Consider the following 17,910-nt stretch of genomic DNA (forward strand, 5'->3'; position numbering starts at 1 on the left):
AATAAAAAATTTTTTTAGGTCTTGAATTTTCTTAGTTTTTAATTGGCATAAAAATTGCTAACTTTATAAAAATCAAAAAATCAGGGAGGAGGAGAAAATGCAAATATTTTTAGACACAGCAGAGATTGAAGCAATAAGAAAGTGGGCAGCTACAGGAGTAGTTGACGGAGTTACAACAAATCCAACTCTTATGGCAAAAGCAGGTGCTAAGGATGTAAAAGGCGTTATAAAAGAGATTTGCAGTCTGGTTCGTGAGCCTGTAAGTGTTGAGGTAATATCAACTGATGCTGAGGGAATGATAAAGGAAGCTCGTGAGTATGCTTCGTGGGGATTTAACATTGCTATTAAAATTCCCATGACAGAGGAAGGGATGAAAGCTGTAAATGTGCTTTCAAAGGAAGGAATTAAAACAAATGTAACCCTTGTGTTTTCAACAAATCAGGGAATTCTTGCAGCAAAAGCTGGTGCAACTTATGTAAGTCCTTTTATAGGACGGCTTGATGATATTTCTCATGACGGATTAAGCATTGTAAGAGATTTGGCGGAGATATTTAGAATATATGGTTTTACTACAAAAATAATTGCTGCAAGCATCCGTCATCCACTTCATGTTGTTGAAAGCGCACTTGCTGGTGCTCACATTGCAACAGTACCGCCAAAAGTCCTTGAAAGCATGTTTAAACATCCTCTTACAGATATAGGTATTGAAAGATTTTTAAAAGACTGGGAAAGTCTTCATAAAAAATAAATAAAAAATAAGGAGGAAAATAGCGATGAAAATGAAGTATATTGATTTCTTAGAAATTGGATACATTCCAAGAGAAAATGATGTTCTGGCTGCATTCTATGTTGAGCCAGCAGAAAACGTAACTGTAGAAGAAGCAGCAGGAGCTGTTGCTTCAGAAAGTTCAATTGGCACATGGACTGACCTTGCCACAATGAAACAAAGCATATGGGACGAGTTAAGGGCAAAGGTTTATGCTATAGAGGATAATGTTGTTTATATAGCCTATCCTGAAGCACTTTTTGAGACAAATAACATTCCTCAATTTTTAAGTAGCGTTGCAGGCAATGTTTTTGGTATGAAGGCTGTTAAAGCTTTAAGATTACTTGACATAAGAGTAACATCTAATTTTACACAACAGCTTCCAGGACCGGCTTTTGGAGTTCAGGGAGTAAGAGAAATTTTAAATATAAAACACAGACCTCTCATCGGAACAATTGTAAAGCCAAAACTCGGTCTTTCACCAAAAGAACAGGCAGAAGTTGTCTATAATTCTTTGGCTGGAGGACTTGACCTTGTAAAGGATGATGAAAATCTTACGCATCAGGTCTTTTCAAACTTTGAAGAAAGAGTACTCCGCTGTTTGGAAGCAGTACAGAAAGCAGAAAAAGAAACAGGAGAAAAGAAAGCTTATTTACCCAATATAACTGCTCCTACCGAAGAAATGTTGAGAAGGGCTGAGTTTGTAAAGAAAAATGGTGGAACTTATGTAATGATTGACATTGTTACAGCAGGATTTTCAGGACTGCAGACTGTTAGAAACGCAAACACTGGATTAATAATTCATGCCCACAGAGCAATGTATGCAAGTTTTGCACGTCCTAAAAATCATGGAATTCATATGCTTGTTTTAGCAAAACTTTCAAGACTTGCAGGAGTTGACCAGCTTCATATTGGCACAGTGGTTGGAAAAATGGAAGGTGACAGAGCTGATGTAATGCTCTGTCATGAAGCTTTAGGTAACTCTAAACATACTCTTAATGCTCCTTTACCTCCTCAGAGCTGGGGAAATATAAAGCCTGTTTTTTCAGTTGCTTCTGGAGGACTTCATCCAGGACACATTCCTGACCTTGTGAATATATTTGGTATTGATGCTGTGCTTCAATTTGGTGGAGGAGTTCATGGGCATCCTGATGGAACTATGCAAGGAGCAAAAGCTGTAAGAGATGCAGTAGAAGCAGCAGTTAAAGGCAAAACTCTGGAAGAAGCAGCAAAGAAAAGTAAAGCATTGGCAAAAGCCTTAGAAAAATGGAAGGGAGTAGTGATAAAATGAAGCCTGTCTTAGTAGGAATTGCAGGAGACAGCGGAAGCGGAAAAAGCACATTTGTTAAGACTCTGGCTAATTTACTGGGAGAAAAAGATGTAAGGGAAATATGCTTTGATGATTATCATTCATTAGACAGGGAAGAAAGAAAAGCTGTAAAAATAACGCCGCTTCATCCTCGTGCAAACAATCTTGGGCTGGCTATAGAACATATGTGGCATCTTAAACAGGGTAAAAAAATTTTAAAACCTGTTTACGATCACTCAACTGGTAAATTTGGTGAACCTGAATGGGTATTTCCCGTTCCTTACATTATATGTGAAGGATTGCATACTTTCTATTTTAGTGTGCTTGCTGCTATTTACGATTTAAAGATTTATTATGATACTGATCTTGAACTGAAAATAATATGGAAAATTCAAAGAGATGTTCTTGAAAGAGGATATTTTGCTGAAAAGGTAATTGAAGAGATAAGAGAAAGGCAGAAAGATATAAGAAACTTTGTGGAACCTCAATCTCAATATGCTGATATTTTAATAAAATTAAAACTTCACTCTGATAATTGTATAGCTGTTCAGTGGAATGAGTCTACTGATGCTCAATGGTTCAAAAATCTTTTAAATGAGCCTGATTTATGGAACACCTCCTCAGAGTGGTATGGTGGTAAAAAATGGAATGTTTATGAGATAACCCGTAATTTTACACTGGATGAAGCAAAAAGAACATTTAAAATTGATAATTCCTTCAAAATAAAGGAAAAGGAACTTACACCCTATTTGGTAGCAAGTCTTTTAATTGCAACCATACTTAAACAAATAAGAAATTTAAAAGATCAAAAGGAGGTGTAAAAATGTTTGAAACATTTGAATTAGTTTCAAATTACACAGAACTACAATCAATAGCCAGAAGAATAAGAAAAAACATCATTAAAATGATTTCTCAGGCAGGTAGCGGACATCCTGGAGGAAGTCTCTCCTGTGTTGAGATTTTAACAGCTCTTTACTTTAAGGTTTTAAGACTTAATCCAGATTATCCAGAAGATATGGATAGAGACAGATTTGTTCTTTCAAAAGGACATGCTGCTCCAGCACTTTATGCTACTTTAGCTGAATTTGGTTTTATTCCAAAGGAATGGCTTAATAGCTTAAGAAAATTTGGTTCTCCACTTCAGGGACATCCTGATATGAAAAAGGTTCCTGGAGTTGAAATATCAACAGGCTCTCTTGGACAGGGTCTTTCAGTAGGTGTGGGAATGGCTTTAGGTGCAAAAATTCAGAAGCTTGGCTATCGTGTTTTTGTCCTGTTAGGAGATGGAGAATGCCAGGAAGGACAGGTTTGGGAAGCTGCAATGGCTGCATCACATTATAAGCTTAATAACTTAATTGCAATTGTTGATAGAAATAGACTTCAGATTGATGGAAATACAGAGGATGTTATGTCTTTGGAACCATTTGTTGAAAAATGGAAAGCTTTTGGCTGGATGACCCTTGAGGTAAATGGACATGATTTTGGTGAAATAATTCCAGCATTTCAGATAATTCCATACATATCAAAACCTCTTGCAATTATTGCTAATACTGTTAAAGGTAAAGGAGTTTCCTTTATGGAAAACAATGTTGACTGGCATGGCAAGGCTCCAAAAGATGAAGAAACTGAGAAGGCCCTGGAAGAACTTGAAGAAAAAGTTTGTGAGTTAGTTTAAGAAGGAGGTTTAATAATGCAAAATAAAATAGCTACAAGGCAGGCTTATGGTTTGGCTCTTGTAGATTTAGGGAAAAATAATTCAAATGTTGTTGTGCTTGATGCTGATCTATCAAAATCAACATATACTGTAAAATTTGCAAAAGAGTTTCCTGAAAGGTTTTTCAATGCAGGAGTTGCTGAAGCAAACATGATTGGCATGGCAGCAGGACTTGCCACATGTGGATTTATAGTGTTTGCTTCCACCTTTGCCATATTTGCCACTCAAAGGGCTTTAAATCAGATATTTCAGAGCATTGCTTATCCTGAACTGAATGTGAAAATTGCTGCTTCTCATGCTGGCATAACAGTTGGTGAAGACGGAGCAAGTCATCAATCTATTGATGACATCTCAATTATGAGAGCAATTCCAGGCATGACTGTAATTGTTCCTGCAGACAGCACAGAAGCTTATCAGGCAACAATTGCAGCAGCAAGGCACTTTGGTCCTGTATATCTAAGACTCAGTAGAGCTCCAACTCCTCAAGTTTTGCCTGAGGATTATACATTTAAAATCGGTAAAGCTCATGTGTTAAGGGAAGGTTCAGATGTGACCATAGTAGCCTGTGGCACGATGGTATATGAAGCTATGGTGGCTGCAGAAAAACTTCTTTCTCATGGTATAGATGCTGAAGTTATTAACATGAGTACAGTAAAACCAATTGATAAAGAAACATTGCTGAATTCTGTAGTAAAAACAGGATGTGTTGTCACAGCAGAAGAACACAGTGTGATAGGGGGCCTTGGTGATGCAGTATGTGCTGTTATCTCTGAAGAGCATCCATGTCCTGTAAAAAAAATAGGGATTAAAGATCAATTTGGTCAATCGGGAAAGCCTGAAGAGCTTCTTAAAGCCTATAAACTTACATCTGATGATATTGTTCAGACTGTATTAAGTTTAAAGGGAGGCAGTCTATGAGGATTGCTATTAATGGTTTTGGAAGAATAGGAAGATTGGTAACAAAAATCCTTTTTAATGAAAACCTTGAAAATATTGATTTAGTGGCAGTTAATAGCTCAAGAAACACTGAAATGCTCGCTTATCTTCTTAAATATGATTCAGTATATGGAAAATTTGATAATGAAGTCTCTTATGATTCTGACTTTATAGTGGTGAATAACAAAAAAATTAAAATTATTGAGGAAAGACAAGACTTAACAAAGCTTCCATGGAAAGAACTTGATATTGATCTTGTCGTTGAATCTACAGGGAAATTTAAGAAAAAAGAGGATGCTTATAAACACATTGAAGCAGGTGCTAAAAGAGTTCTTATTACAGCTCCAAGTACTGAATCTGATATAATGGTTGTCTATGGAGTAAATCACGATGCAATTAAGCCAGAACATAAAATTATATCAGCTGCATCATGTACAACAAATTGTGTTGCTCCTGTCTGTAAGGTAATGGAAGAATTTGAAATTTTAGACGGATTTATCACCACTATTCATGCCTATACATCGGATCAGAGACTTTTAGACGGAAGTCATAAAAAGGATATGCGCAGAGCAAGAGCAGCAGCTTTAAATATTGTACCCACATCCACTGGAGTAGGAAAAGCTTTAAGTTTTATATTTCCTCATCTGGAAGGGAAAATATCCGCAACGTCAATAAGAGTTCCTGTCCCAACTGGTTCAATTGTTGATTTCTCTGTAAGACTCCGAAAAAATCCTTCCTTAGAGGACATAAAAGAAAGATTTATTCATTACGAAAATAATTCTTTAAAAAATGTGCTTAAGTATACTGAGGAGCCTGTGGTCTCTACAGATATAATTGGGATGAGATATTCTTCAATAGTTGATGGGCTATTGACTTCCAAAACCGGTGATATCTACAAAATATTTTCTTGGTATGACAATGAATATGGCTACTCTTTTAGGATTGTAGATTTAATAAAATTTTTTGCAAAAGGGGGTTAAAATGTGTAAAAAACCCTGTCTTTCAAATTATTCTGTTTACAAATTAAAAGGAAAAAAAGTTTTTGTGCGTGCTGATTTAAATGATCCTGTTAATGAAAAGGGAGAATTAATTGGAGATATGAGGATAAGAGCTACTTTGCCAACAATTGGTTATCTTGTCGGCGCTGGTGCAAAGGTAATTGTTGCTTCTCATATGGGAAGACCTAAAAATAAAGAGACCAGATACTCTTTATGTAATGTTAAAAAATATCTATCAAAAACTTCACCTTTCAGAGTTCACTTTGTTCCTTCATGGGGTGATGAAGTTAAAGATACTCTTAAATTATTGAGAGATGGAGAGATTTTACTTTTGCAAAACTTAAGATTTCATCCAGGAGAAACAAGCAATGATGAGGAGTTTGCAAAGTTTTTAGCTTCATTGGCAGATATTTATATTTTTGAAGCCTTTGGTACTGCTCATAGAACGCATGCCAGTATAGTTTCTGTGCCTAAATTTTTACCTTCAATGGTTGGATTTTTAACTGAAAAGGAAATAAATACCATAAATAGATTGATAGAACAGGCAAAAAGGCCATTTTTATTTATTCTCGGAGGTAAAAAAGTTTCTGATAAAATAAAACTTTTTGAGAGACTTCTTGACAAGGCTCAAACAATTTGTATTGGTGGAGCAATGGCTTGCACTTTTTTTAAAGCAATGGGATATGAGGTAGGACAATCTTTTTATGAAGAAGACGCTATCACCACAGCAAAAACAATAATGAAGAAAGCAGAACAAAGTGGATGTAAAATTTTTCTTCCCGAGGATGTTATGGTAGCAAAAACAATCAGTGAAAATACAGAAACGAGATATGTTTCCATAAAAGAGATTCCTTCGGACATGCAGGTTGTTGATATAGGACCGAAAACATTTGAGACTTACAAAAAAGAAATAAATTCTGCAAATACGATTTTATGGAATGGACCTATGGGAATCTATGAAATTCCCAAATTCTCATGGGGTTCCAAAAGTATAGCCCTGGCAATTGCTATGTCTAAAGGAATAAAAATATGCGGAGGAGGAGATACTGCTGAGGTTTTAAATTCTTCAAATTTAATCTCCCATTTTGATCATGTTTCTACTGGCGGTGGAGCTTTTTTAAAATTTTTAGAAGGTTGTCAGTTACCTGCACTTGAAGCAATTTCTGATATTGAGTAAGGAGGTTGTTGTGAAAATAGCAATGGCAACAGATCATGCAGCATTTACTTTAAAAGAGGAGATTAAAAACTATCTTCTGCAATCAGGGCATAATATAACGGATTTTGGATGCTATAGTGAGGAGCCTGTTGATTATCCTTTGTTTATTTCAAAGGCAGCCCTGGCAGTAGCTAATGGAGAGTGTGATAGAGGGATTGTAATGTGCGGTTCAGGCATTGGAGCTTCAATTGTAGCGAACAAAATAAAAGGAATAAGATGTGCTTTGGTTTATACTCCTGAACTTTGTAGGCTTGCAAGACAACACAATGACGCAAACATGATTGCTCTTGCAGGAAGATTTACAGAAAAAGATACAGCAAAAAGAATTGTTGATGTCTTTCTTTTAACTCAATTTGAAGGTGGAAGACATCATAGAAGAGTTAATCAGATATTAGAAATTGAGGAGGGTAAAATATGAAAAATAAAATTGCAGAAACCATTGAAGAGCTTGATTTCAATGATGTTGACAATTTAATTTATAGTGCTGTTTTTTCATCTAACGAGGAAGTTAGAAAAAAAGCAAAAGAATCAATATATTTAAAGGGACTTCAGCATAACATAACTCCTTCATCAATCCAGAATATTTATGAAGCAATGGGAAGAGGAGATATTGGCGGTATTACAGTTCCTGCTGTGAATATAAGAGGACTTACATATTATGCAGCAAGAGCCATATTTAGGTCAGCAAAGAAAAATAATGTGGGGCTAATTATATTTGAGATTGCCCGTTCAGAAATTGGATATACTTATCAAAGGCCCTCAGAGTATGCTGCAAACATAACTGCTGCAGCTTTAAAGGAAGGATTTCACTTTCCAGTTTTTCTCCAGGGAGATCATTTCCAGATTAACAAGAAAAATTTTGAGAAAAACCCTGCAGGGGAGATCAATGCTGTTAAGGATTTAATAAAAGAATCAATTGATGCTGGTTTTTTCAATATAGATATAGATGCTTCCACAATGGTTGACTACTCAAAGAAAAGTTTGCAGGAGCAACAGAAGGAAAATTTTACTCTTACAGCTATGCTTACAGATTACATAAGACAGTTACAGCCGGATGGAATAATAATTAGTGTAGGAGGAGAAATAGGTCACATTGGTGGCAAAAACTCTACAGTTGAAGAGTTTGAAGCCTTTATGGAAGGTTATTTAAAAAATCTAAATTCTCAAAAAGGTATTTCAAAAATCAGTGTCCAGACAGGAACAGCTCATGGTGGAATTCCTTTAAAAGATGGAACACTGGCACAGGTTAAGTTAGATTTTAATGTTTTAAATTCAATTGGAAGCATAGCTCAAAAAAAATATGGATTGAGCGGTGCTGTTCAGCACGGAGCATCCACTTTGCCACTGGAGCTATTTGATAAATTCCCTGAATCTTACACATCTGAAATCCATCTTGCCACAGGATTCCAGAATCTGATGTATGAAATGGCACCAGATTGGCTAAAAAATGAAATTTATAACTATCTTCAAGAGAAATGCAAAGAAGAATGGAAACACGATATGACATATGAGCAATTTATATATAAAACACGGAAAAAAGGATTTGGTCCTTTTAAAAAACAGTGGTGGAGTCTTCCAGAAGATATTAAAAACGCCATAATGGATGAGCTTTCAAAAACTTTTGACATAATGTTTGAAAAACTTAGAGTTAATAATTCAATACAGTTTCTCACTAAATACATAAATCCTATAAATGTAAATTTAAAATTTTAGGAGGAGTCAAAATGGAGATAAAAAAAGGAATAGATTTAAACAGATTTATTCTTGAAGAAGAAAGAAAACATCCTGAAGCCACAGGTACACTTTCCCATGCTTTGATGGCAATAGAAAATGCAACAAAAATTATCTCCTCTTACATTAGAATGGCAGGACTTGTTGATGTAATTGGAAAAACTGGAAGAATAAATGTGCAGGGAGAAGAAGTTCAAAAATTAGATACTCTTTCAAACAGAGTTCTCATAGAACACTTAAGCGGAAGCGGTGATTTTTATGCTGTAGCAAGTGAAGAAATGGAACATGCTCTGTTTCCAGAAGAAGGTAAAAATGGAAAATATGTTATAGCAATAGATCCTCTTGATGGTTCCTCTGTAATTGATGCAAATACATCAGTAGGAACAATCTTTTCAATATGGAGAAAAATTTCTTCAGATGAATCAACATTTTTACAGGAAGGTAAAAAAATAGTTGCTGCTGGATACGTTATTTATGGTACATCAACTATGCTTGTTTATTCAACTGGAAACGGTGTTTATGGCTTTACTCTTGATCCAATGGTTGGTACTTATTTACTTTCCCATCCGAATATAAAAATTCCTGTGAAAGGCAAAATCTACGGATTTAATGAATCATATTACAACAAATGGGATGAAAAAATTAGAAGATGTGTGGATTTGTTTAAAACAGAAGGATATACTCTTAGATGGGCTGGAGCAATGGTTACAGATATTCATAGAACAATCATGAAAGGTGGGATATTTGCTTATCCATTAGTTGGCTCAAAGGCAAAGATAAGACTTCTTTACGAAGCAGCTCCTATGGCTTTTTTAGTTAAACAAGCAGGTGGATTAGCTACTGATGGAACAGAGGATATTTTAAATATTAAACCTCAGACTCTTCATCAAAGAGTCCCAGTATTTATAGGTAGCTCAGAAGATGTTAAAAAATGCATGGAGATTATAAACAGCTAAGATGCGTAAAACAAAGATTGTAACCACAATAGGTCCTTCATCAGATAAAAGAGAGATAATTTCTCAAATGATTCAAGCAGGGATGGATGTTGCAAGACTTAATTTCTCTCATGGAGATCATTTTTACTATTCTGAGATTATAAGAACAATAAGAGAGGAATCATTCAAGCTCGGCAAACCTGTTGCAATACTTCAGGATCTTCAAGGTAGTAAACTAAGAATAAATAACATAAATGGAAGAGAAATTAAGCTTACTGAAGGTGAAGTGGTAGAAATTATACCTGGCGATGGAGTATCCACTTCAAAAACTTTTTTTGTACCTTATAAAAATTTAATTCATGAAGTCAAAGAAGGTGACGAGATTTTAATTGATGATGGGTTGATAAGACTTGAGATAACTCAAAAACTTACTGACAAAGTTTTAGGGATAGTAAAAGAAGGTGGAGTCCTTAAGCCTAAAAAAGGGATCAATTTCCCTAATTTAAATGCAACCTTGAGTTTCACTGATAAAGACAAGACAGATCTTTTATTCGGCATTAATCTTGATGTAGATTATATTGCTATTTCTTTTGTAAAAAATAAAGATGATTTAGTTTCAATAAAAGAATGGGCAAGTCAGAAGGGGTTAATCCTTCCTCCTGTTATAGCAAAAATAGAAAGAAAGGAAGCAATTGAAAACATTGAAGAAATTCTTGATGTTGCTGATGGAATAATGGTTGCAAGAGGAGATCTGGGCGTTTCTCTTCCAATTCATGAAGTCCCTGTTTATCAAAAAAAATTAATAGAACTTGCAAATCAAAAATGTAAAATTGTTATCACTGCAACACAGATGCTGGAATCAATGAGAGAACATTCAAGACCAACCCGTGCAGAGGCAACTGATGTTGCAAATGCTGTAATTGATGGAACAGATGCATTAATGCTTTCTGCAGAAACAGCTACAGGACGGTATCCTGTAGAAGCAGTTAAAACAATGAGTTCAATTATAAAATTTACAGAAAAAAATTTATCTCACAGAATCCCTGTTCTTTATAAAGTTGGTAGTTCTTTTTCTGAAGCAATAGCCTCTGGTGCAGTCAAAGTGGCTCAGAACATTAATGCAAAAGCTATTGTTGTTTTTACTGAATTTGCGTCTACAACAAGAGTATTCTCAAAACTAAGACCACCAATGCCAGTTATTGCTTTTAGTATTAAGGAAAAAACTTACAGAAAATTATCTCTCTTCTGGGGAATAATTCCTATATGGAATAAAAATTTTTCTTTAAAAGAAATTGAAGAGACTCTCAAAAATTTAGGTATTGCGAACAGTTCCGATAAAATAGTAATTGTATCTGGACAGTCAAATACTATCAAATTACACAAAATAGGATGAAATCTATGAAAACATTTATAAGCATAATAGGAGCTGGTCCAGCAGGAATAGCAGCAGCAGTGGAATTAAAGGCAAAAGGAATTAATGATTTAATTGTTTTTGAAAAAGGTGAAGATATATGCTCAACAATAAGAAACCTCTATCCTCCACATAAAAGAGTTGATAAAGTTTTTAAAGGATTAGAGTTGGATGCTCAGGGTTTATGTGGCTTTCAAACAGAAACTAAAGAGGCTTTTCTTGAAAGAATGCGTAAATACGTAAAGGATTATGAAATTAGAATTAAGTTTAATAAAAGAATTGACGGAGTGGAAAAAATTAATGATTTTTACGTGATAAAACATGACAGTTTGAAAGTTGCGGAAAGTTATATAGTGATATTGGCAACAGGAGTATTTGATACTCCTTGTAAACCTTCTTATCCAATTCCTGAAAAAGTAAAAAATAAAGTATTTTTCAAAATTCCAAAAGAGATTCCTAAAAACGAAAAGATACTTGTTGTAGGAGGAGGAAATTCTGCAGTTGAGATTGCCTGTGTTCTTTCTAAAGATTGCTTTGTTTCTCTTTCTTACAGAAGAGAAAAATTTTTTAGGGTAAATGAAGAAAACACTAAAGAGCTTGAAAAAAGAAAAAACAAAATACGGCTCCTTTTAGGAACTGATATAAAAAGACTGGAGCCTGCAGATGACCAAATCAAAGTAGTATTTAAAAATGGCTTTGAAGAAATATTTTCAAAAATTTTCTATTGCCTTGGTGGTAGTGCTCCTAAGGATTTCTTACAAAAAATAGGAATAGAATTTGTTGGTGGAAAACCTAACATTGATGAATATGGAGAAAGTAACATTCAGAGAGTTTTTTTAATTGGCGATATATCTACGGATCGTGGAAGTATTATGTATGCTTTTAATTCAGCTTTTAAGGCGACTAAAAGAATTATTGAAAAATACTTACATAGGGAGGGAATCCTTTGACACTAATAGCACCGTCAATTCTTTCAGCTGATTTTGGAAAACTATCTGAAGAGATTAGGCTTGCTGAGGAAGCTGGAGTGGACATGATTCACATTGATGTAATGGATGGTCATTTTGTTCCGAATATAACAATTGGACCATTAATAGTAGAAGCTGTAAGAAAATCAACTCATCTTCCACTTGATGTTCATTTAATGATAACAAATCCTGAAAAATATATCTCAGATTTTGTTAAAGCTGGTGCTGATTATCTTACAGTTCATGTTGAAGCCTGTAGACATCTGCATAGAACAATAAGTGGGATAAAACAACATGGGATTAAGGCTGGAGTTTCATTAAATCCTGCGACATCATTAACCACGGTGGAAGAAATAGTTCAAGACATTGATCTTTTGTTAATAATGTCGGTAAATCCAGGATTTGGAGGACAACATTTTATTTTTTCTTCCATAGATAAAATAAAAAGAGCTAAATCAATGATATTAAAAAAAGGCTACAATAAATTAGTAGAAGTAGATGGTGGAGTAAAGCTTGAAAACGCAAAAGAAATTGTTAAAGCAGGAGCTGATATTCTGGTTATAGGCTCAGCTTTCTTTGGACAAAAAGATTATAAAAAATTTATGGAAATACTCAGAGAAAAGTTAAAAAGTTAAGTTATTTAAGCAAAGACATTTTCATGTTGACGAACTATAAAAAATTATTTTAAAAATTTGCTATAATTTAGTATGCAAACTGTTGAAAAAGACATAGAAAAAGAAATGAGAGAGTATCCAATACTTACTTTTGCAGATATTCTGCATGCATTAAAAAGTCATCCTGAGTGGCTGGAAGAGTTGAGGAAAATTATTTTGACCACAGAACTTCTTGAACTTCCTAAAAAATTTAATGAACTTCTCAAGAAAGTAGATAAAATTGAAAAAGATGTGGAAACTCTCAAGCAGGATGTAGCTGTGCTCAAGCAGGATGTAGCTATACTTAAGCAGGATGTAGCTGTGCTTAAGCAGGATGTAGCTATACTTAAGCAGGATGTAGCTGTGCTCAAGCAGGATGTAGCTATACTTAAGCAGGATGTAGCTGTGCTTAAGAAAGACATGGCTTATCTTAAAGGAGAATTTGGAAGATTTAAAGGTAAGGATTTTGAAAGAACAATTAAAGAAAGATATTATTCTTTCTTTGGAAGAATTTTGAGAAAATCCAGACTCATTCAATTTGAAGAAGTTGTTCCAATCCTTGATGATGCTGAGGAAAAAGGTTTAATTACTGAGGAGCAAAGAGATAGTGTATTAAATCTTGATCTTCTTGTAAAAGGAGAGATTAAATCAACTCATAAATTAGTAATTTTAGCAGTAGAAGTCTCTTATAGTTTATATGAAGATGACATTCAAAGAGCAATTGAGAGAGCACAAATACTATCTCATATTCTTCATGAAGAGGTAATACCTACTGTTGTTACTGCTGAAGCGAAAGAAGATTTAGAAAAATTAGCTGATGAAAGGGGAGTTTTTATTATAAAAGCAGATTATTAACTGTTCTCCAGCAGATCAATAATTTCTGTCATATCCTTTGGTAAAGGAGATTCAAATTGAAGAGTTTCACCTGTTATTGGATGTCTGAATTTAATTTTCCATGCATGAAGCATCTGCCTTGTTATGGGTAATTTTTTCCCTCCAACTTCTATATATGTTTTTCTTCCATAGGTTCTATCACCTAAAACTGGATGTCCAATTGCTGAAAAATGAACTCTTATCTGATGAGTTCTGCCAGTAATTATTCTTACTTTTACAAGAGTGTAGTTTTTAAAATTTCTAAGCACTTCCCATTCTGTAATTGCATCTTTGGCTTTTTTTGTTCTTGTTGACATTTTTTTTCTGTCATAAATTGCTCTTCCGATTGGAAGAGTGATTTTTCCACTTCCTTTTAATTCTCCACTTACAAGGGCAATGTATTCTTTATTGACGTGCCTCTTTTTAAAAGCTTCTATCAATCCATAATAGGCTTTATCATCCACTGCAATGACAATTACTCCAGATGTGTCTTTATCAAGTCTATGAACCACTCCAGGTCTTAAAGGCGCACCAGCACTGGCAAGTTTTTTCACATGGTAGGCTAAAGCATTCAAAAGAGTTCCTTCTTTATGTCCGGGGCAAGGATAAACCACCATATTAGCAGGCTTTGAAAGCACAATTAAATAATCATCTCTGTAAATTACATCAAGGGGAATATTTTGCGGAATTAATTCTTTATTTTCTTCAGTTTCACTCAAAAATTCACTAAAAACTTCAACCAAATCATTAAATTTTAATTTATAACTTTTTGATTTTAAAAAGTTATTGACTTTAACAAATCCTTTTTCAATTGTTTCCTGAGCTTTTGTCCTGCTGAGATTTAATTTTTCCGAGATAAATACATCAAGTCTTTTTCCTTCACTGAAATTGTCAATTTTGAAAGTAAGGCTCATAGCCCTAATTTCTCTTTCAAAAATTTTCCAGTATATGATGCAGGATTCATGGCAACCTCTTCAGGAGTTCCTTCTGCTACAATATAACCTCCAAGAGCACCACCTTCAGGACCGAGATCTATTATGTAGTCAGCACATTTTATAATATCTAAGTCATGTTCTATCACTATAACAGTATTTCCATTTTCAACGAGTCTTTGAAGTATATTAAGTAGCCTTTCTATATCAACCATATGTAATCCTGTTGTGGGTTCATCAAGTATATAAAGAGTTTTTCCTGTTGGCTTTTTGCTAAGTTCTTTAGCAAGTTTAACTCTCTGAGCCTCTCCTCCTGAAAGAGTTGTAGCAGACTGACCAAGGGTTATATATCCAAGTCCTATGTCTTGCATTATCTGAAGCTTATGTCTGAGTTTTGGCACAGCATAGAAAAATTCAACGGCTTCGCTTACTGTCATTTCAAGAATGTCACTGATGCTTTTACCTTTATATTTAATCTGAAGAGTTTCCTCGTTGTATCTCCTACCTTTACAACTGTCACAAATAACATATACATCAGGGAGTAAATGCATCTTTATCTTTTTTACTCCATCTCCCTGACAGGCTTCGCATCTGCCTCCTGAAAGATTAAAGCTGAATCTTGATTTTGTATATCCACGAACCTTTGCATCAGGTAACATTGCAAAAAGTTCTCTTATTTCATTCATAACCTGAGTATATGTAGCTGGAGTAGACCGAGAAGTTCTTCCAATAGGAGACTGATCAATACAGACAACTTTGTCTATCTTTTCTATGCCTTCAATTGTTTTATGTTTTCCGGGTAAAACACTGGCATTGTAAAGTTTCTTTGCCAGAGCTTTATATAAAATCTCAAATATCAATGTGCTTTTACCTGATCCAGCAACTCCTGTAACACATACAAATACACCAAGAGGAATTTTAACATCAATATTTTTAAGATTATAGGCTTGTGCTCCGATAATTTTTATAAATTCCTTTGATTTTCTTCTGTGTGCTGGTATGGCAATTTTATTTGAACCCTTTAAATACTGAGCAGTAATTGAGTTTTTACTTTCTAAGAGTTTTTCTGGAGATGATACCTCTGTCAGATAACCACCTTCTCTTCCTCCACCAGGACCAAGCTCAATAATTAAATCAGAATTCATTATTGTTTTTTCATCATGCTCAACCACAACAAGAGTATTTCCCCTTGAAGAAAGCTCTTTCATAGATTCTATAAGTTTTAAACAATCTCTTGGATGTAGCCCGATACTTGGTTCGTCAAGTACATAGAGAACTCCGCTCAAATGTGAACCAAGCTGAGTTGCAAGTCTTATTCTTTGAGCTTCTCCTCCTGAAAGACTGAAAGCAGGTCTATTCAGGCTTAAATAACCAACTCCAATTTTCTGAAGAAATTCAAGTTTTATAAAAATTTCTTTAAGTATTCTTTCTGCAATTAAAGTTTCATAAGAAGAGATTTTTAATTCAGATAAAAAATTTTTTAATTCATCAAGTGAGACTGCTGATAACTCAGCTATATTTTTTCCATTAATTTTTATTGCTAAGGCTTCCTGTCTAAGTCTTGTTCCTCCACAAAGTTTACAAGGGATTAAACTTAAAACATCTACTTCTTCTTCATCTTCAATATTTTCATAGCCCAGTCCCCTACATCTTGGGCATGCACCGTATTTACTGTTAAAAGAAAAAAGTCTTGGGTCAATTTCTGGCAGACTTACACCACAGGTTGGACAGGCAAGGATGCTGCTGAATATAACATCTTTGTTTTCATCAACAATGTTTACTACAACAGTATGAGTATACTTCATTGCAAGTTCCAATGCCCTTTTTATCTGATTTTGGTATTTTTCTTTAACAATGAGTCTGTCTATAACAAGCTCAATTGTATGTCTCATATGTTTTTTTAAGGAAATCTCCTGTGTTAGCTCAATTAGATTTCCATCTATTCTTGCTCTTATAAATCCTTCAGCTCTTGCTTTTTCAAGAATTTCTTTGTGTTCTCCTTTTTTTTCAATGACAACTGGAGCTAAAATCTGAATCTTTGTTCCTTCAGGAAGGCTTAGGACAGATGCAGTCATTTTATTTATGTCCTGAGAAATTAATTCTCTCCCACATCTTGGACAATAGGGAGTTCCAATTTTTGCATAAAGAAGTCTCAGATAATCATAAATCTCTGTTATGGTTCCAACTGTTGAACGAGGACTTTTTGATATTGTTTTCTGCTCAACAGATACTGCTGGAGAAAGTCCTTCAATAAAGTCAACATCAGGCTTTTGTAGCTGGTCAAAAATGGTTCTTAACTCTATTGGAAGGCTTTGAAGATATCTTCTGTGAGCTTCAGCAAAAATTGTGTCCATTGCAAGTGATGATTTTCCAGAGCCAGAAGGACCTGTAATTACTATGATTTTATTTCTTGGAAGGATTAGGTCAATATTTTTAAGATTGTGCTGTCTCGCTCCTTTTATTACTATGCTTTGCTGCATTTTTAATCTTTTCGGTATTCCTTTAACTCTGCTACCACTCGTCCTACAGGAACTTTTGTTTCAATCTTCAGTGGAATTTTGCCATTATCTTTAGTTAACCAGATAATAATATCTCCTTTTCTTTTGAAAAGTCCTTCTGTGTCAAGCTGAGGTTTTATAACAATCGTATCAAACTTTTTATTTGATAACTCTAATTTTTCTTCCCTTATTGGTTGAACCACAACAGTTGTAAATTTATTGCTGTCAAAAATATCTATTGATACAGGCTCATTTATATTAATTGGCAGAGTTCTAAGATAGAAAAATCCTGAAAGAACATCCATGAATAGTTTATCTATACCTTTATGATAGACTGTACTGTTTTTAAGATGATTAATAAAAACAATCTCTCTTTTTTCATAATCAAAAATAGTTTCTTTATTACCTCTATATTTACCTTCTGTTTGAACTAGTGTAAAGTGTTTTGGTTTACCCATTTCTATTTTAGTTTCTGCATGGTCGTTCACATAATAAAAATTTGAAATAAAGCTGGCAGATTTAACCATTGAAGTTATTGTAATTATGTTTTCATCACCTCTAACAGAAACTGTTGCTGAACCAACATAAATGCCCATCCAGTAAATGTCAAACTTCATTGTTTCGTTAATAAATTTTATAAAAGGATTATTTGTTGACTGAGGAGGTTGTTGTGTTTCATTACTTTGAGCTATGTTCTCATCAGGTTTTTGATTTTTTTCTTCAAAATTCTCTGATTTTATATTCTCATTAGATTGTTGTGTTTTAAATTCTTCCTTTTTTTCCTGTTCAGTGGTTTTAATGACCTTTTGTTTAGGATTTTCTTTTTTACTCTGAAAAATAAAAGTTTCTATAAAATCAAAAGAAGGCAGAGTCAGTTGAATCTTACCAAGAGCTATCATTATGCTTAAATGAGCCACTCCAGAAATTAATACAGCTACTATAATCCATCTTTTCATAAAAATAGTATAAC

17 protein-coding genes are annotated in these 17,910 nt (G+C 34.2%); 14 read left to right on the plus strand and 3 right to left on the minus strand.

The annotated features are described in order from the left end of the window. Positions 1–97: 97 nt before the first annotated feature. The 14 genes from fsa (at position 98) to ACYQ3X_RS03680 (ending at position 13,492) form a co-directional block, all read left to right on the plus strand. A complete protein-coding gene (gene fsa, locus ACYQ3X_RS03615; protein ID WP_460180467.1) occupies positions 98–748 on the plus strand; it encodes a fructose-6-phosphate aldolase in 651 nt (216 codons plus the stop codon). Positions 749–779: 31 nt separating this feature from the next. Further along, on the plus strand, positions 780–2,057 hold the full coding sequence (gene rbcL / locus ACYQ3X_RS03620; RefSeq protein ID WP_460180468.1) for a type III ribulose-bisphosphate carboxylase: 1,278 nt from the start codon (positions 780–782) through the stop codon (positions 2,055–2,057). Next, a complete protein-coding gene (locus tag ACYQ3X_RS03625) occupies positions 2,054–2,896 on the plus strand; it encodes a phosphoribulokinase (RefSeq protein WP_460180469.1) in 843 nt (280 codons plus the stop codon). Before rbcL ends, ACYQ3X_RS03625 begins: the two co-directional genes overlap by 4 nt. Before the next feature lie 2 nt (positions 2,897–2,898). After that, positions 2,899–3,750, plus strand: a complete 852-nt coding sequence (locus ACYQ3X_RS03630) for a transketolase (RefSeq protein ID WP_460180470.1) — start codon at positions 2,899–2,901, stop codon at positions 3,748–3,750. A 15-nt stretch (positions 3,751–3,765) separates the two neighbouring features. Further along, positions 3,766–4,707, plus strand: a complete 942-nt coding sequence (locus ACYQ3X_RS03635; protein ID WP_460180471.1) for a transketolase family protein — start codon at positions 3,766–3,768, stop codon at positions 4,705–4,707. Further along, positions 4,704–5,705, plus strand: coding sequence for a type I glyceraldehyde-3-phosphate dehydrogenase (gene gap / locus ACYQ3X_RS03640; protein WP_460180472.1), 1,002 nt, complete (start codon positions 4,704–4,706; stop codon positions 5,703–5,705). Before ACYQ3X_RS03635 ends, gap begins: the two co-directional genes overlap by 4 nt. Before the next feature lies 1 nt (position 5,706). Next, positions 5,707–6,900, plus strand: a complete 1,194-nt coding sequence (locus ACYQ3X_RS03645; RefSeq protein WP_460180473.1) for a phosphoglycerate kinase — start codon at positions 5,707–5,709, stop codon at positions 6,898–6,900. 10 nt (positions 6,901–6,910) lie between these two features. Then, positions 6,911–7,357: a ribose 5-phosphate isomerase B gene (gene rpiB, locus ACYQ3X_RS03650; RefSeq protein ID WP_460180474.1), complete on the plus strand. Its 447-nt coding sequence runs from the start codon at positions 6,911–6,913 to the stop codon at positions 7,355–7,357. Continuing rightward, positions 7,354–8,652, plus strand: coding sequence for a class II fructose-bisphosphate aldolase (locus ACYQ3X_RS03655; RefSeq protein ID WP_460180475.1), 1,299 nt, complete (start codon positions 7,354–7,356; stop codon positions 8,650–8,652). Before rpiB ends, ACYQ3X_RS03655 begins: the two co-directional genes overlap by 4 nt. 11 nt (positions 8,653–8,663) lie before the next feature. Continuing rightward, complete coding sequence (gene fbp, locus ACYQ3X_RS03660; RefSeq protein ID WP_460180476.1) at positions 8,664–9,626, plus strand: class 1 fructose-bisphosphatase; 963 nt, start codon at positions 8,664–8,666, stop codon at positions 9,624–9,626. A 1-nt stretch (position 9,627) separates the two neighbouring features. Then, positions 9,628–10,998, plus strand: a complete 1,371-nt coding sequence (pyk, locus tag ACYQ3X_RS03665; RefSeq protein WP_460180477.1) for a pyruvate kinase — start codon at positions 9,628–9,630, stop codon at positions 10,996–10,998. Between the two features lie 5 nt (positions 10,999–11,003). Continuing rightward, positions 11,004–11,966, plus strand: a complete 963-nt coding sequence (locus ACYQ3X_RS03670) for an NAD(P)-binding domain-containing protein (RefSeq protein ID WP_460180478.1) — start codon at positions 11,004–11,006, stop codon at positions 11,964–11,966. Beyond that, positions 11,963–12,619 carry a ribulose-phosphate 3-epimerase gene (gene rpe / locus ACYQ3X_RS03675; RefSeq protein ID WP_460180479.1) on the plus strand — a complete coding sequence of 219 codons (657 nt, stop codon included), beginning with the start codon at positions 11,963–11,965 and terminating at the stop codon, positions 12,617–12,619. The genes ACYQ3X_RS03670 and rpe overlap by 4 nt, the downstream gene beginning before the upstream one ends. 72 nt (positions 12,620–12,691) lie before the next feature. Further along, on the plus strand, positions 12,692–13,492 hold the full coding sequence (locus ACYQ3X_RS03680; RefSeq protein ID WP_460180480.1) for a hypothetical protein: 801 nt from the start codon (positions 12,692–12,694) through the stop codon (positions 13,490–13,492). Here ACYQ3X_RS03680 and ACYQ3X_RS03685 read toward each other — a convergent pair. From ACYQ3X_RS03685 to ACYQ3X_RS03695, 3 genes are read right to left on the minus strand one after another with little or no spacing between them, the layout of a single operon-like run. Further along, positions 13,489–14,424 (minus strand): RluA family pseudouridine synthase, encoded by a 936-nt coding sequence (locus ACYQ3X_RS03685; RefSeq protein ID WP_460180481.1) that lies wholly within the window; start codon positions 14,422–14,424, stop codon positions 13,489–13,491. The genes ACYQ3X_RS03680 and ACYQ3X_RS03685 overlap by 4 nt on opposite strands. Further along, positions 14,421–16,922: an excinuclease ABC subunit UvrA gene (uvrA, locus tag ACYQ3X_RS03690; RefSeq protein WP_460180482.1), complete on the minus strand. Its 2,502-nt coding sequence runs from the start codon at positions 16,920–16,922 to the stop codon at positions 14,421–14,423. The genes ACYQ3X_RS03685 and uvrA overlap by 4 nt, the downstream gene beginning before the upstream one ends. Positions 16,923–16,924: 2 nt before the next feature. Then, entirely contained in the window at positions 16,925–17,896 is a 972-nt protein-coding gene (locus tag ACYQ3X_RS03695) for a DUF3108 domain-containing protein (RefSeq protein WP_460180483.1), read from the minus strand. Positions 17,897–17,910: the final 14 nt, after the last annotated feature.

Source organism: Thermodesulfovibrio sp. TK110 (assembly GCF_054658355.1).

What these genes read in the sequence shown, in the direction of transcription:
- ACYQ3X_RS03680 (WP_460180480.1), top strand. Translation starts at nt 12,692, where the DNA reads ATGCAAACTGTTGAAAAAGACATAGAAAAAGAAATGAGAGAGTATCCA.
- fbp (WP_460180476.1), top strand. Translation starts at nt 8,664, where the DNA reads ATGGAGATAAAAAAAGGAATAGATTTAAACAGATTTATTCTTGAAGAA.
- ACYQ3X_RS03645 (WP_460180473.1), top strand. Translation starts at nt 5,707, where the DNA reads ATGTGTAAAAAACCCTGTCTTTCAAATTATTCTGTTTACAAATTAAAA.
- ACYQ3X_RS03695 (WP_460180483.1), bottom strand. Translation starts at nt 17,896, where the DNA reads ATGAAAAGATGGATTATAGTAGCTGTATTAATTTCTGGAGTGGCTCAT.
- rbcL (WP_460180468.1), top strand. Translation starts at nt 780, where the DNA reads ATGAAGTATATTGATTTCTTAGAAATTGGATACATTCCAAGAGAAAAT.
- ACYQ3X_RS03635 (WP_460180471.1), top strand. Translation starts at nt 3,766, where the DNA reads ATGCAAAATAAAATAGCTACAAGGCAGGCTTATGGTTTGGCTCTTGTA.
- uvrA (WP_460180482.1), bottom strand. Translation starts at nt 16,922, where the DNA reads ATGCAGCAAAGCATAGTAATAAAAGGAGCGAGACAGCACAATCTTAAA.
- ACYQ3X_RS03685 (WP_460180481.1), bottom strand. Translation starts at nt 14,424, where the DNA reads ATGAGCCTTACTTTCAAAATTGACAATTTCAGTGAAGGAAAAAGACTT.
- pyk (WP_460180477.1), top strand. Translation starts at nt 9,628, where the DNA reads ATGCGTAAAACAAAGATTGTAACCACAATAGGTCCTTCATCAGATAAA.
- ACYQ3X_RS03625 (WP_460180469.1), top strand. Translation starts at nt 2,054, where the DNA reads ATGAAGCCTGTCTTAGTAGGAATTGCAGGAGACAGCGGAAGCGGAAAA.
- ACYQ3X_RS03655 (WP_460180475.1), top strand. Translation starts at nt 7,354, where the DNA reads ATGAAAAATAAAATTGCAGAAACCATTGAAGAGCTTGATTTCAATGAT.
- ACYQ3X_RS03630 (WP_460180470.1), top strand. Translation starts at nt 2,899, where the DNA reads ATGTTTGAAACATTTGAATTAGTTTCAAATTACACAGAACTACAATCA.
- ACYQ3X_RS03670 (WP_460180478.1), top strand. Translation starts at nt 11,004, where the DNA reads ATGAAAACATTTATAAGCATAATAGGAGCTGGTCCAGCAGGAATAGCA.
- gap (WP_460180472.1), top strand. Translation starts at nt 4,704, where the DNA reads ATGAGGATTGCTATTAATGGTTTTGGAAGAATAGGAAGATTGGTAACA.
- fsa (WP_460180467.1), top strand. Translation starts at nt 98, where the DNA reads ATGCAAATATTTTTAGACACAGCAGAGATTGAAGCAATAAGAAAGTGG.